Annotated in this window: 14 protein-coding genes and 1 pseudogene; 8 read left to right on the top strand and 7 right to left on the bottom strand. The window is 32.2% G+C overall.

What is annotated here, in order from left to right; all coding sequences use genetic code 11:
- Nucleotides 1-17 precede the first annotated feature (17 nt).
- From A4F88_RS00995 to A4F88_RS00975, 5 genes are all read left to right on the top strand, one after another.
- Nucleotides 18-2,549 carry a PIG-L family deacetylase gene (locus A4F88_RS00995; RefSeq protein WP_068840677.1) on the top strand — a complete coding sequence of 844 codons (2,532 nt, stop codon included), beginning with the start codon at nucleotides 18-20 and terminating at the stop codon, nucleotides 2,547-2,549.
- 124 nt (nucleotides 2,550-2,673) lie between these two features.
- On the top strand, nucleotides 2,674-4,398 hold the full coding sequence (locus tag A4F88_RS00990; RefSeq protein ID WP_068840676.1) for a sodium:solute symporter family protein: 1,725 nt from the start codon (nucleotides 2,674-2,676) through the stop codon (nucleotides 4,396-4,398).
- Nucleotides 4,399-4,413: 15 nt separating this feature from the next.
- Nucleotides 4,414-4,791 (top strand): VOC family protein, encoded by a 378-nt coding sequence (locus tag A4F88_RS00985; RefSeq protein ID WP_068840675.1) that lies wholly within the window; start codon nucleotides 4,414-4,416, stop codon nucleotides 4,789-4,791.
- A gap of 53 nt (nucleotides 4,792-4,844) precedes the next feature.
- Nucleotides 4,845-5,333, top strand: coding sequence for a hypothetical protein (locus A4F88_RS00980; protein WP_068840674.1), 489 nt, complete (start codon nucleotides 4,845-4,847; stop codon nucleotides 5,331-5,333).
- A gap of 215 nt (nucleotides 5,334-5,548) precedes the next feature.
- The gene (locus A4F88_RS00975) at nucleotides 5,549-6,178 is read left to right on the top strand and encodes an MCP four helix bundle domain-containing protein (protein ID WP_068840673.1); all 630 of its coding nucleotides are present in this window, start codon (nucleotides 5,549-5,551) and stop codon (nucleotides 6,176-6,178) included.
- A gap of 16 nt (nucleotides 6,179-6,194) precedes the next feature.
- On the opposite strand, the pseudogene A4F88_RS25095 reads toward A4F88_RS00975, so the two are convergent.
- The 7 genes and pseudogenes from A4F88_RS25095 to A4F88_RS00945 all read right to left on the bottom strand — a co-directional run bounded on the left by A4F88_RS25095 (nucleotide 6,195) and on the right by A4F88_RS00945 (nucleotide 10,984).
- Nucleotides 6,195-6,608 (bottom strand): annotated as a pseudogene (locus tag A4F88_RS25095) (DUF1348 family protein).
- A gap of 1 nt (nucleotide 6,609) precedes the next feature.
- Complete coding sequence (locus A4F88_RS00970) at nucleotides 6,610-7,134, bottom strand: TetR/AcrR family transcriptional regulator (protein ID WP_068840672.1); 525 nt, start codon at nucleotides 7,132-7,134, stop codon at nucleotides 6,610-6,612.
- Between the two features lie 146 nt (nucleotides 7,135-7,280).
- A complete protein-coding gene (locus A4F88_RS00965; protein ID WP_068840671.1) occupies nucleotides 7,281-8,123 on the bottom strand; it encodes a DUF2911 domain-containing protein in 843 nt (280 codons plus the stop codon).
- A 70-nt stretch (nucleotides 8,124-8,193) separates the two neighbouring features.
- The gene (locus A4F88_RS00960) at nucleotides 8,194-8,856 is read right to left on the bottom strand and encodes an HAD family hydrolase (protein ID WP_068840670.1); all 663 of its coding nucleotides are present in this window, start codon (nucleotides 8,854-8,856) and stop codon (nucleotides 8,194-8,196) included.
- Between the two features lie 96 nt (nucleotides 8,857-8,952).
- Entirely contained in the window at nucleotides 8,953-9,666 is a 714-nt protein-coding gene (locus A4F88_RS00955; protein WP_068840669.1) for a tRNA threonylcarbamoyladenosine dehydratase, read from the bottom strand.
- A gap of 62 nt (nucleotides 9,667-9,728) precedes the next feature.
- Complete coding sequence (locus A4F88_RS00950) at nucleotides 9,729-10,385, bottom strand: TatD family hydrolase (protein ID WP_068840668.1); 657 nt, start codon at nucleotides 10,383-10,385, stop codon at nucleotides 9,729-9,731.
- Nucleotides 10,385-10,984 carry a DUF1684 domain-containing protein gene (locus tag A4F88_RS00945; protein WP_068840667.1) on the bottom strand — a complete coding sequence of 200 codons (600 nt, stop codon included), beginning with the start codon at nucleotides 10,982-10,984 and terminating at the stop codon, nucleotides 10,385-10,387. Before A4F88_RS00945 ends, A4F88_RS00950 begins: the two co-directional genes overlap by 1 nt.
- Before the next feature lie 97 nt (nucleotides 10,985-11,081).
- Here A4F88_RS00945 and A4F88_RS00940 point away from each other — a divergent pair, with 97 nt between their 5' ends.
- The 3 genes from A4F88_RS00940 to A4F88_RS00930 all read left to right on the top strand — a co-directional run bounded on the left by A4F88_RS00940 (nucleotide 11,082) and on the right by A4F88_RS00930 (nucleotide 14,489).
- A complete protein-coding gene (locus A4F88_RS00940) occupies nucleotides 11,082-12,299 on the top strand; it encodes an MDR family MFS transporter (protein ID WP_068841423.1) in 1,218 nt (405 codons plus the stop codon).
- Between the two features lie 166 nt (nucleotides 12,300-12,465).
- The gene (locus A4F88_RS00935; RefSeq protein ID WP_068840666.1) at nucleotides 12,466-12,834 is read left to right on the top strand and encodes a BlaI/MecI/CopY family transcriptional regulator; all 369 of its coding nucleotides are present in this window, start codon (nucleotides 12,466-12,468) and stop codon (nucleotides 12,832-12,834) included.
- A gap of 5 nt (nucleotides 12,835-12,839) precedes the next feature.
- Nucleotides 12,840-14,489, top strand: coding sequence for a M56 family metallopeptidase (locus A4F88_RS00930; protein ID WP_068840665.1), 1,650 nt, complete (start codon nucleotides 12,840-12,842; stop codon nucleotides 14,487-14,489).
- The last annotated feature ends 10 nt before the right edge of the window (nucleotides 14,490-14,499 follow it).

The raw sequence follows: 14,499 nt of genomic DNA, 5'->3' as shown, positions 1-14,499 counted from the left end.
AAACATTTAACCAGACCATGCGAAAAATTCAGATCCAGATTCTTCTTATTTTTTTAACAGGGATTTCCATTTCTTTTGCACAACAACCACAAAAACTAAGTTCCGTTGAAATTTACAATCAAATCAAAAAATTAAATTTTTTAGGTTCTGTTTTGTATGTTGCAGCACATCCTGACGACGAAAATACCCGTTTAATATCTTATATGGCCAATGAACTGAATGCCAGAACAGGATATTTATCCTTAACTCGTGGCGACGGAGGTCAAAACTTAATTGGTCCGCAATTACGTGAATTATTGGGTGTAATAAGAACTCAGGAATTAATCGAAGCCAGAAAAATCGATGGCGGCGAACAGTTTTTTTCAAGAGCAAATGATTTTGGTTATTCAAAAAATCCAAATGAAACTTTAGACATCTGGAACAAAGACAAAGTGCTTGCTGATGTCGTATGGACTATTAGAAAATTTCAACCGGACGTTATTATAAACCGATTTGATCACCGTTCTCCGGGTACAACTCATGGACATCATACATCATCGGCAATGTTGAGTGTTGAAAGTTTTAAATTAACAAATGATCCTAAAATATATCCTGAACAATTAAAATATGTAAAACCATGGCAGGTAAAACGTTTGTTTTTCAATCCTTCATGGTGGTTTTACGGAAGTCAGGAAAAATTTGATGCTGCCAATAAATCAAAATTTACCAAACTGGAAACAGGAGTTTATTATACCGGAATAGGCAAATCGAATCAGGAAATTGCGGCATTGAGCCGAAGCCGACACCAGTCACAAGGTTTTGGAAGTACCGGAGCCCGTGGTGAAGAAACAGAATATTTAGAGCTTATTAATGGAGACAGTCCTATTGAACGTGACAATTTGTTTGATGGAATTGATACTTCATGGAACCGCGTTAAAAACGGAAAACCAATTGGAGATTTAATTTCTACAATCATTGCAAAATATGATTTTAGCAACCCTTCAGCCAGTATTGCGGATTTGATAAAAGCATACACTATGATTGAAGCTTTAGAAGATGATCACTGGAAAACCTTAAAATCAGCCGCTATAAAAAATATAATAGCGTCTTGTACCGGATTGTATCTTGAAGCAGCTGCAAGCGAACAGGAAGCAACTCCCGGAAGCACAATCAAATTAAGTATCGAAGCCATTAACAGGTCTCCTGTTGATATGCAATTGACCAGTATTACTTCTTTACCTGATAATAAAAACTCGGTTCAGAATATTCCTTTAAAGAATAACAATGATCAGAAACTGGTTCTAAATGTCCAGCTTCCAAACTCGATTGAATATACACAGCCTTATTGGTTAAAAGAAAAAGCAAGCGTAGGAATGTATACCGTTTCGAATCAGGAAAACATTGGAATTCCTGATATTATCAGAGAAGTAAAAGTGGTATTTAATATCAAAATAAATGGTGTTGAAATTCCGTTTGAGCGAATTGTGGTTTACAAATACAACGATGGTGTAAAAGGCGAAATGTATAATTTTCTGGATATTGTTCCGGAAGTTACCACTTCAATCCTTGAAAAAGTTTTAATTTTTGGAAGTACAAAAAGTAAAATGATTCCGGTAAAAGTTCGTGCAGGAAAAGACGGTATTAAAGGGAATCTACAATTGGAATTACCAAATAGCTGGAATGTTTCTCCAAAAGAAATCCCTTTTGCTTTAGATAAAAAAGGAAACGAACAAATCTTTTATTTTGAAGTAACACCACCTGTAAATCCGGAAGAAGCTGTTGTAAAAAGCATTGCAATTGTAGACAACAAACGTTTTGATAAAGACCAGACTATTATTGATTACAGTCATATTACTAAACAAATGGTTTTAAAACCGGCTGAATCAAAATGCATTCGAATAGATTTAAAAACAAACGGAGATTCTATAGCTTACATTATGGGTGCCGGCGACGAAGTTCCGGAGAGTCTGGCTCAAATGGGATATAAAGTAACCATTATAAAACCTGAAGAAATCACTCCGGAAAAACTGGATTCTTTTAATGTTGTAATTACGGGAGTTCGTGCTTACAACACCGTAAACGCTTTGGCGCACAAGCAAAATATTCTTTTCAACTTTGTTAAAAGCGGAAAAAACATGATTGTACAATACAACACTTACGGTAAAACGGTAACGGATCAGATTGCTCCGTATTCGTTAAAAATATCAAACGATCGTGTGACTGAAGAAAACGCAAAAGTTACTTTTTTGGCTCCAAATCACCCTATTTTAAACACACCAAACAAAATTAGTACTAAAGATTTTGAAGGCTGGACACAAGAACAAGGATTGTATTATCCTGATCAGTATGATCCTGCTTTTACCCCTATTATATCATCGCATGACAAAGGTGAGTCTCCTAAAAATGGCGCATTGTTAGTAGCTCCATACGGAAAAGGATATTATATTTACACAGGTTTAAGCTTCTTTAGGGAATTACCTGAAGGTGTTGCAGGAGCTTATCGATTATTATCGAATATGATTTCCTTAAAACAGCCTGTAGAAGCTCCAAAACAAGAAATAAAGAAATAAAAACATTCAGAATATGGAAGCTAAAAAAGTAAAAAAATGGAAAAAAAGCTATACCTACGTTTTGATAGCTAATGCTATTTATATTTTGATTTTTTTCTTAATCATGCAATTATACTCATAACCTATGCAACTATTTGATTGGATCGTACTGATTGTTACACTTTTATTTATTGTTGGGTATGGATCCTGGAAAACTAAAGGAAGTAAAAACGTCGAAGATTTTATTTTAGGAAATAACGAAACACCCTGGTATACTGTTGGACTTTCGGTAATGGCCACACAAGCCAGTGCCATTACTTTTTTATCTACTCCGGGACAAGCTTATCATGACGGAATGGGCTTTGTGCAATTCTATTTTGGATTGCCTATCGCGATGATTGTGATTTGTTTGACTTTTATTCCGTTATATCATAAAAACAAGGTGTTTACGGCCTATGAATTTTTAGAAAAACGATTTGATCTTAAAACACGTTCTCTTGCAGCAATCCTTTTCTTAGTGCAAAGAGGTTTAGGAACCGGACTTACGATTTATGCTCCGGCAATCATTTTATCAGCGCTTTTGGGATGGAATTTAACCCTAATGAACATTATTATTGGTGTTCTTGTAATTATATACACTTTCTCAGGAGGTACAAAAGCGGTAAACGTAACACAGAAACAGCAAATGTTTGTAATCATGTCCGGAATGTTTATTACATTTTTCCTGATTTTACATTATTTGCCAAATGATATGACTTTTACAAGTGCGCTTCATATTGCAGGTGCCAATGATAAAATGAATATTGTAAACTTCTCTTTTGATCCCGAAGAAAAATATACTTTCTGGAGCGGAATCACCGGTGGTTTTTTCCTTGCCCTCGCCTATTTTGGTACAGATCAGTCTCAGGTTGGACGTTATTTATCCGGAAAATCAATCCGTGAAAGTCAGATGGGATTAATCATGAACGGTCTTTTAAAAGTACCTATGCAGTTTTTCATTCTGTTAACCGGAGTTATGGTTTTTGTGTTTTTTCAATTCAATCCGGTTCCTTTAAATTTTAATCCGAATAACAAGATTATTATCGAAAAGTCGGCTTATAAAGAAGAATATCATGCATTAGAGAAAAAATTAAGTACTCTTTCTGAGGACAAAAAAGTAATTAATTTATTATATATCGATCAGTTAAATCAGGATTTCGACAATCCTATTTTACGAAAAGAATTGGTCACATTATCCAATAAAGAAAAAGACTTGCGTGACCGTGCTAAAGAAATTATTTCAAGGGCAGATAGTACCAGCGAAACAAACGATAAAGATTATGTGTTTTTTCACTTTATCCTGCATTATTTACCAAAAGGTCTTATTGGTTTATTATTAGCCGTAATTCTTTCGGCTGCAATGTCATCAACAGCTTCCGGGCTAAATGCATTAGCTTCTACAACAGCGATAGATATTTATAAACGAAATTTAAAGACTGAAAAATCAGAGAAACATTACCTGAATGCAACGAAATTTTTTACCTTGTTTTGGGGAGTTGTAGCAATACTTTTTGCCTGTGTGGGAACTTTATTTGAAAATTTAATTCAGTTGGTTAATATTATTGGTTCTATTTTTTACGGAACTGTTTTAGGTATCTTTTTGGTTGGTTTTTATCTTCGTCGTGTAAAAGCAAAAGCAATGTTTTTTAGTGCTATAATCAGTCAGACTACAATTTTTGTTATTTACTATTTCATGATTTACAGACAGGAAAAATTAGGTTATTTATGGCTGAATTTCATTGGTGCGATATTGACTATCCTGCTGGCATTTTTTATACAGATTTTATTTTTTAGAAAAGAACCGGATACTGATAATGTAATTTTAGAGTAATTTAAACCAAAAGAAATGAAGCTGATTTTAGATACAATTATCCTATATGTTCAGGATGTAAACAGATTAAAATCTTTTTATACTACAACTTTTGGTTTTGAAATACTTGAAGAATACGAAGCAGAATGGGTGCTTTTGAATGCCGGTAATGGTAAAATAGGACTTCATAAAATTGGCGGGCAATATTTAGCTCAAATTAAATCCGGTCATAAATTTGACAATAATACCAAAGTCGTTTTTGAAATTAATGAAGATATTTACGAAACGAGACAATTACTTCTCGATCAAAAGGTATTGATGAGAGAGGTGAAAACTTTTGATCATTATGATTACTGGCTTTGCGACGGAGAAGATCCTGAAGGGAATATGTTTCAGTTGAAGCAAAAGAAATAAAGGTTAGAAAAGCTTTTTTATTAAAACTATGTAACTGATTCTCATAAAAAATTATGTTTAAAAATTTAATTTTAGTCTTATCTTTTTTTCTTTGGTTTCAGGTTGAAAGTCAAAATACTACTGAAAATAATGAAATCATAGACAATTCAATTTCAGAACAGCTATATACCAAATGTTTTGAAAATTTAAATCAGGGAGCTGAGATTTTTGAAAAATATCCCACACTAAAAGAAAACCTTTTTTGCTCTATCATTAGATGTAGCATTTTGCTGACATACAATGAAAAAGATATACAATTTGCCGGAGAGAATAGATTAATCGGAATTGCAACTCAATTGTTTAAAGAAGGAAATCCAGTCTATTTAACTGCAGGAATGGAAAATTATTTGTGGGTTGAAAAAGAAAATAAAAATCTGGAAGACGATAATCATATCGTTTATATCAGTTACGGAGAATGTACAAATCCTTATTATTTAAACAAAGCTGCAGAAATTGTCAATAAGCAAACTAAGTTACTAATTAATCAAGCTTATTCTAAATAATATTTTTCTTCTAAGTCGAAATGTTTTAGCCTTGATGGAAGCGGCATCCTTTTGTGCCGGGGTTCGGCATAAAAGATATAGCGGACAGCAGGAATAGCTACAAAAAACGAAACCATGAAATTCTAATCTATGGTCTTAAAATTTGAGTTTTTAAAAGACTGGGAATTCTTTTCAAATTCTCTATCTTTGAAAAAGTTACCTCTTAAATAAGCACCATGAAAGACCTTAAAAAATACAGCAATAAAACTAAAGCTGCTTTTATTTTACTTATTGTAATGCTGGTAATTTTATTGGGTAATTTTAATACTTTGCTTAATTCTAAAAATGTAAACGAAAATATCAATGCCATATACAATGACAGATTGGTTGTGGCTCATTATATTTTTCAATACTCTAAAGAACTTCATTTTATAAAAGCAGAAGCTGAAAAACTGGATTTAAGCGACAACATCAAAAAAGATGAAATCATTCATACACTGGACATTATTCATAACATTGATGATTTGTATGCAAAAACGGTTTTAACCAATAAAGAAAAGCAATATTTCGATCTTTTTTTGAGTTCCTGTAAAGAGATCAACAGACAGGTTGAAAATAAAAACTGGAACAAAATTGCTGCTTCGAGTGCCAATGCGCTTAAAACTTTAGAATCATTGTCTCAAATTCAGATTGAAGAAGGAAAATCAAAACTGGCAAATGCTAATGCTATGTACAGCAAAAACAATAGTTTAGGGCAATTGCAAATTGCATTACTGATTATTTTGGGCGGTATTACTTTTTATTTGCTGATTGTCAAAAAAATAAAAAGGAATATCAAAATTCCGGAACCGCCAAGTATGAATTAACTTTCTATTCCTCTATTTAGCTCAGTTTTCTTTCTGCTTCACTAATTGAAAGGTCGTTAATACTGGCAAACCTTTTTTGCATTAAGCCATTAGAATCAAATTCCCAGTTTTCGTTTCCGTAAGCTCTAAACCAATCTCCATTAGAATTTTGATATTCGTATTCAAATCGAACCGCAATTCTGTTTTCGGTATGTGCCCAATATTCTTTTTTTAATTTATAGTTGTGTTCTTTCTTCCATTTTTGAGTTAAAAAACGAACGATTTCCTCTCTTCCGTTTACAAATTCATTTCGGTTTCTCCATTCACTGTCAATCGTATACGCTTTTGAGATACGTTCAGGATCCTGACTGTTCTAGGCATCGTCTGCTAACTGAATTTTTTCTAATGCCGTTTCATACGTGAAAGGTGGCAAAGGTAGTTTCTGCTCCATTTTAAAAAATTAAAGTTTGAATGATTTTTTTTGATTGTTCGATAAGCTGATTGGATTTAAATAACTGACTTTCTATGATACTGCTTTCAAATAGTAAATAAACATGATCAGCTAAAAGATCATCAGCAAGTATATTTTTAAAATAATTGCGTAAATCTGCTTTATGACTTTGAATAACCTGAAGTATTTTAATATTATCCGAAGAAATTTCAGAAAGAATATTTAAGAAACTACAGCCTCTAAAGTTTTCCTTTTGATTCATAAAAACCAAAAAATTAAATGACGCCAAAACTTTTGATTTTGGATCTTTTTCATTTGATGTGAATTTTTCTAATGCATCAAACCAGAATGAATGTCGCTGGGTTAAAAAAGCAATACATAAATCTTCTTTGGACTTAAAGTGTTGGTAAAAGCTTGCTTTTGCCACTTTTGCCTCTTCAATAATCTGGTTAATTCCTGTAGAATTATATCCTTGATTATGAAACAAAACAGAGACTATATCTAAAATTCTTTCTTTGGGTTGCATTGGTAAATTGTATTGATATGCCAAAGATATAAAAAACAGACAAGTCTGTCTATATTATATTCTAAAAAAAATCCAAATTCTCAAACTTTAATAAAGCTTTGAAATTTGGATTTTTTTTATTTGTAATTTAATACTTCAGTGAATTATTATCTGCTCCACTCAGCGATACTATCTTTATTTAATTTTACGTAATCCTGATTTTTGGCAGCTTCGGCAGCAGCAAGTGAAGCTTTTGCAGTTTCTATAGCTCCTTTTTTATCTCCTTGTTTTGCTTGAATTTGTGATTTTAATCTTAAAATAAAATAAGGCTTATCAGTACTCATGTCTAGAGATTTATCTACATAAACTCTCGCTGTTTCGATATTTCCGTTTGATTGAAATAAATACGTTGCAGCGGCAAAATAATCATTTGAAGATGGTCCGCCTAAAACTTTTTCGATACTTGCTGTAGCAATTTTAGCTGTTGGAACTTCAAATTTTAAAGCAATATGAGAGTTTTCCCAAGCCATATCTAAGTAAGCAAAATTAGGATCTATACCACTAATTCCAATTGTAAATGTTTCTACCGGAGTTGGTAAAGCATCTTCTTTTACCGTAGTTCTTAAAGCTACATATGCATCGCTCCAGTTTTCAGGCAATCCCCAGTTGTCAGTAGAAAGGTAAAAAATCACTTCCCAGCTTTCGATTTTTGGAATGGTATAAATTGCATATTTTCCTTTTTTCAATGTTTTACCATCGATTACTACATCATCACTAAAATTAATGATAGTGTTTTCGTTAGCTCCGGTTCTCCATAATTTTCCAAACGGAACTAAATTTCCAAATACCGCTCTGCCTCTAGCACCAGGTCTTGAATAAGTTACTTCGACATCTGTTAGTCCAACTGTTTGTTTGATATAAGCTTTAGGACTCGCTTGTGGTGTTTTTATTTGTGCTTCTGTAGCAAACGGCGCCAAAATAATAGCGAATGCAATAAGTAGTTTTTTCATTATTAGAGTTTATTTGTTTTGTTCAAATTTACAAATTCAATTACCGAACAAATGTTAAATTTTATATAATTCAGCCCTTTAGCTGTGATATTTTTTGAGCGTTTAATTCCTTAAAATGATTGATAATCATATCAGCATCTGATAAATCCTGTAATTTAGAATGCAGGCTATTGTAACCAACACAATATATTCCGGCCGCTTTTGCAGCTTTTACACCATTTGTACTGTCCTCAATGATAATGCAATTTTCCTTTGGAGCAATCGACAAAGAAGCTGCATGAAGAAAAATAGCAGGATTTGGTTTTGATTGCGGAAAATCTTCACCACTTACAATATCCGTAAAATATTGATGCAGATTAAATCTGGTGAAGACACGTTCAATTGTTACTTTTGAAGCCGACGAAGCCAAAATCAATTGTATTCCGTTAGCGTACAAATCCTTAATCAAATCTTCAACACCTTCTAATAGATACAAATCTTCTTTGGTATCGAAGGCATCGTTAAAAATATTTCTTTTTCGTTGGATCAAATCTTCTACTCCATACTCTATTTTTGGAAAAAATCCTTTCAGGCTTTGAAACGTATTTCGGGTAGAAAACCCTGTAAACGAAGTGTACATTTCCTCGCTTACTTCGATATTTAATTCTGAAAATTGTTTGTAATAAGCATTACGGTGAACTGGTTCAGTGTCTACAATTACACCATCCATATCAAAAATTACTGTTTTTATCATTTTTTTTCTTTTAAGGTACTAAGGTTCTGAGGGACAAATGTTCTAAGGTTTAGTTTTAAAAAACTTAGAACCTTAGAGACTTAGTGTCTTAGATCCTTATTTTGTAAGTAAATGTCTTATCACAGTTTCGGCTACATGAAGACCAAATAAACCTGGCATATAACTATTTGTTCCGTAGAATGATTTTTTAAAGTTTTTCCCATCGGTTAATTTTAAGCTTTTTTCGTCCTGAATTTCAGATGAGAAAACTACTTTCAGTTTATTGATTTTTTCAGCTTTCAGACGTTTTCTAATGGTTTTAGAAAAGTAACAGTTGATTGTTTTAGAAATATCAGTCACTTTTACTTTTGAAGCCAGCATTTTTCCGCCTGCACCCATAGAGCTTATAATTTTAACTCTTTTACGCTTGGCTGCAATAATTAAATTTAGTTTTGGAGTAATACTATCAATACAATCCAGTACATAATCAAACTCCGGAGAAACAATTTCAAAAGCTCTTTCAGGAGATAAAAATTCCTGTACACGTGTTAGTTTCAATTCCGGATTAATATCCATCAAACGATCGCCAACAATTTTAATCTTTGGTTGTCCAACAGTTGAATGCAAGGCTGGCAATTGCCTGTTAATATTAGTAATATCTACAACATCTCCATCTACAATAGTCATGTTCCCTACTCCTGCTCTTGCCAAAAACTCAGCTGCAAAAGATCCAACTCCACCTAAACCTACTACTAAAACATTTGAGTTTTGTAAATTTTGTAATCCTTCTTTTGTAAATAAAAGCTCGGCTCTTTCTGTCCACTCTGCCATATTATATTTTTTGTTTATTTTAATTTTTAATGTTTTTCAGATTCACATATTGAAAAACCTATTTATATTTCTCTCTGCTTAAAAACATCTTTATAATTACTTGATATAATTTCCTGTAATTCTTTAAGTGTTATTCTTTTATATTGGGTTGCTACATCATAAACCTGTTGAATATTCTCTTCAATTGTATCTGTTTCTAAGAAAAAACGATCGTTTGGGATGCTCTGAAAAACAGTTTTTAATTCGGGATTTTTGAGCAGGTATTTTCCAAACGAAACATACAATCCTGATTTAATTAACTGATTCGCAATTTGACTGTTTTTTGAAAAACCATGAATAATCATGGGAACAGAAATCTTCAGTTTCTTTTTTATTGCAATGACTTCCTGAAAAGCAGCAACACAATGTATAACCACTGGTTTTTTATATTTTTCGGCCAAAGCCAATTGTTTTTCAAAAACAATAATTTGTTGTTCCAGAGGAATTTCAATGCGTTTATCTAAACCACATTCTCCAATTGCCAGGCAATTATTGGTTTGCAATTTTTCTTCGATAATTTTCAAATCACTATCAATTTGATCTTCCTTTATATACCAGGGATGAATACCAATTGAATAGAACGGGATTAAAGCATCAAATTCTTGTGGATATTGATTCACCAATTCCAGAATACCGGATTGATTTGTAAATTGATGGGTATGAAAATTAAAGAATTCCATTAATGAAATGTTTTAACCCCAGCTTTGATTTCTACATTCAAATCATTTTCTAATGGAACCAAAGGACAAGAATACTTATGATTGTAAGCACAATACGGATTATATGCCTGATTAAAATCGACTGCAATAGTATTTCCTTTTGGGATTTTTAAATCGATATATCTTCCGCCAATATAACTTTCTTTACCTGAAGTTAAATCTGAGAAAGGCAGGAATAAATGATCTTTGTATTCCTTGGTTTTTGAAAGTTCAATATTACGGTATACATTCAGTTTTAGTGCAACGCCATCAATTGTAAAATATAAGGTTCCGTATTTAATATATTTTGGCGTTCTTGTTCCGGTAGTTTTCATTTCGAAAACTTTTTCGTTTTGCGCTTTTTCGAATTTTGCATTTACAAAATACTTCCCGTTAACAGGATAAAAATCTAAACTTTTGAAAGTTTTCAGATCTTCTTCCATTAGCGGACTTGTCTTAGGATCAGCATATTCACTATTAATTGTCTTTTGAAATTTTTCAGTTGCTGCCTGGTCAAACTTATTTTGACTAAACCCGAAATTAACTAATAACAATATTAGAAAAGTAATAACATTTTTCATCTTGGAAATTTTGAGCAAAAATAGTTTAAAAGAAACAAAGCAGCAACCGCTGATCCGTACAAAGTTCCTTAACTTTGTTGCAAATAACTTATTTATAATGCTCAAAGCTGCTTTTAGCCACTACATCAATAATTTTAAAGGATTTTCGAGAGAAATTTGGATACTTACAATCGTAACATTCATTAATCGGGCGGGTACAATGGTACTTCCTTTTTTATCTAAATACTTAAAAGAAGACCTTCAATTTACTTATAATCAGGTTGGCTGGATTATGGTTGCTTTTGGTTTAGGATCGATGCTGGGTTCATGGCTGGGCGGAAAACTATCAGACAAAATTGGATTTTACAAAATCATGATTTTTAGTTTATTTACCAGTGGAGTTTCTCTTTTCTTTATCCAGTATATCACAACTTTTTGGGCATTGTGCATTGCCATGTTTATTTTGATGGTTATTGCTGATATGTTCAGACCTGCAATGTTTGTTTCTCTGGGAGCTTACGCCAAACCAGAAAACAGAACCCGCGCTTTGACTCTGGTACGTTTAGCAGTAAATTTAGGTTTTGCTGCAGGACCTGCTCTGGGCGGTTTGATCATTATGGGAATTGGATATTCTGGTTTATTCTGGATCGATGGTGCTTCCTGTATTGTTTCTATCTCTATTTTTGCTCTATTAGTTAAGGAAAAGAAAAAATTAATTCATGAAGATAAAACTGAAAGCGCAACAGATACAAAATCAGTTTTTCATGATCGGATCTTTTGGGTTTTCTTATTTGTGAGCTTTGTAACCGCTATGATTTTCTTTCAGCTTTTTACAACTTTACCTTTATATCATAATGAAAAGTTTGGTCTGACTGAATTTCAAACGGGTTTACTAATGACTCTAAACGGACTTTTGATCTTTGCTCTTGAAATGCCTACTGTGGGATTTTTAGAACGAAAGGCTTTTCCCAAAATCAGAATCATTATTTTGGGGTCATTTGTAATGGCTTCCAGTTTCTTTTTGCTATTAATTAATATTTGGGCAGGAATGTTGGTTATTAGTATGATCTGTATTTCAATTGGCGAAATCCTAACTTTTCCTTTTTCGAATGCATTTGCTTTAAGCCGTGCTCCTCGTGGTCAGGAAGGACGATATATGGCACTTTATACCATGAGTTTTAGTCTCGCTCATATTATTAGTTCAAAAATAGGATTCGAAATCATCTCTCGTTTTGGCTACCAAATCAATTGGTTTTTTATGGCATCTATAGGAGTTGTTGCTACACTTTGCTGCTTCTGGATCAAAAAAGCTCTGTTAGACGAAAAAGTTTCTTAAATTCTTTCATACATACAAAAACACTGTATTTCAATTACTTATATTTATAATCGAATCGATTTTCTATGCTATTAATTCAATTCAAACTTGTTTTTTAGTTAAATAACTATTTTTATAGTTGCGTAACTAGAAAAATAGTTGTAGGTTTGAATTAAAATTAGAAAACATGCAAAAGTTAACGAACAAGGAAGAGGAAATAATGCACATTTTATGGAAATTAAAAAAAGCATTTGTAAAAGAAGTTCAGGCAGAAATTACAGAAGACCAGCCGCATTACAATACTTTATCTACTATTGTGCGCAATCTTGAAGAAAAGGGTTTTGTGGGGCATCATGCATTTGGAAATACGCATCAATATTACCCAATCATTACTTTAGAAGCGTACAGCAAAAAATACATGAAAACCGCTATTGACAACTACTTTAATAGTTCTTATAAAAATATGGTTTCATTTTTTGCCAAAGAAGAAAAAATTTCTGCAGCAGAATTACGCGAAATCTTAGCTATGATTGAATCTCCAAAAGAAGAAAAATAATCGTTATGGAAGCACTTTTTATTTACATCATTAAATCTGGCGCATTACTATTATTGTTTTATTGTGCTTATTATTTTTTACTGCGCAAAGAGACATTTTTTAATAGTAACAGATGGTTTTTACTGGCTGGTTTGTTTACATCAGTAATTTTACCTTTTATTGTTTATACTAAAACTGTCTGGATAGATCCTGCTCCAGCTTTGGAAAATTATCAAATATACACACCTCAAAATCATACACAGGAAGCTTTTACTATCAACTGGAACATTGTTTTAGTTGCCGTTTATAGCATTGTTTTGTTGGCTTTACTAATAAAATTTGCTATTGATTTCTACAGTCTTAATTCGGTTTTAAAAGGTAAAAAAATCCAACAACAAGCCGATTTTAAATTTATTGATGTAAAAGAAAACATTGCTCCTTTTTCTTATTTTGATTACATCGTTTACAACTCATCACTGTACAGCGTATCAGAATTAGAAAGTATTATTGAACATGAAAAAGTGCATAGCGAGCAAAACCATACTATTGATGTATTACTTTCCAGAATATTTTGTGTATTGTTTTGGTTTAATCCTATCATCTGGCTTTACAAAAAATCTATTCTGCAAAACCTTGAATTTATTGCTGATAATGAAGCTGCACAAAAAATATCAGACAAAAAAGCGTATCAGTACGCACTTTTAAAAATAACAACACATGAAAACTGTGTTGCCATCACCAATCATTTTTATCAATCATTAATCAAAAAACGAATCGTTATGCTAAACACAAATCAATCAAAAAAGAGAAATTCATGGAAATTTGGCGTTGTAATACCAGCTCTTGTTGCTTTTGTTATTCTATTCCAGGTTGAAGTAATTGCCAAAGAAAAACAACAAACAGTAAAAGTTTCAGGAGAAAATAAATCTGTAGACGTTTACAAAATCAAGAAAAACTCGACAAATGCTGAACTAAAAGAAATCAAAGAAAAATTAAAATCGATTCATAATGTTGATTTTGAAGTTTCGGAAATTAAAAGAGATGCTAATAATAATTTAACTTCTATCAGAGTTGATGTAAAGAATGGTATACAACAAGCGCAATCTATTCAAAACGCCGGGAAAAATGTTATTCAGGATTTTGGTGTAATTGTTATTACCGACAAAGAAGGAAAGAAAAAAATTGGCATTCAAACTTTTGAAAATGAAAAAACTTCTAAAGGTTCTAAAGTTGCCATTAGCAAAAAAATCACAACTGTAGATTCAGACACTGAACCTGATCAATCTTCTAATTCAAATATTATTATTACTAACAATCCAAACTCTAAAACCGATACCAATGTTAACATTGATTCTTTTACTAGTACAAAAACTAATAGTGATACTAATACAAGTGTTAGCACTGTTATAACCACAAACAATAATAACGATGTTACTACTATAAGTACATCTTCAGGCACAAGTCCAAAAATTATTATCTCAAATTCAGGTAAAGCTGAAATCAACGGGGATAAACTTATCATTATTGATGGAAAAACAATGTCTAGCGGCTATAATCTAGAAGATCTTAAACCACGTCATATTAAAACTATGCATGTATATAAAGGAACTGATGCAATTACAAAATATGGAGATAAAGGCGCAAATGGTGTAATTGAAATCGAGACTTACAAATAGAAGGTTTTCA

Origin of the sequence: Flavobacterium chilense (assembly GCF_001602525.1) — a bacterium.
Taxonomy (GTDB): domain Bacteria; phylum Bacteroidota; class Bacteroidia; order Flavobacteriales; family Flavobacteriaceae; genus Flavobacterium; species Flavobacterium chilense.
Note: the sequence above shows the minus strand (reverse complement) of the source record. Positions and strands in the feature narration are given on the sequence as shown.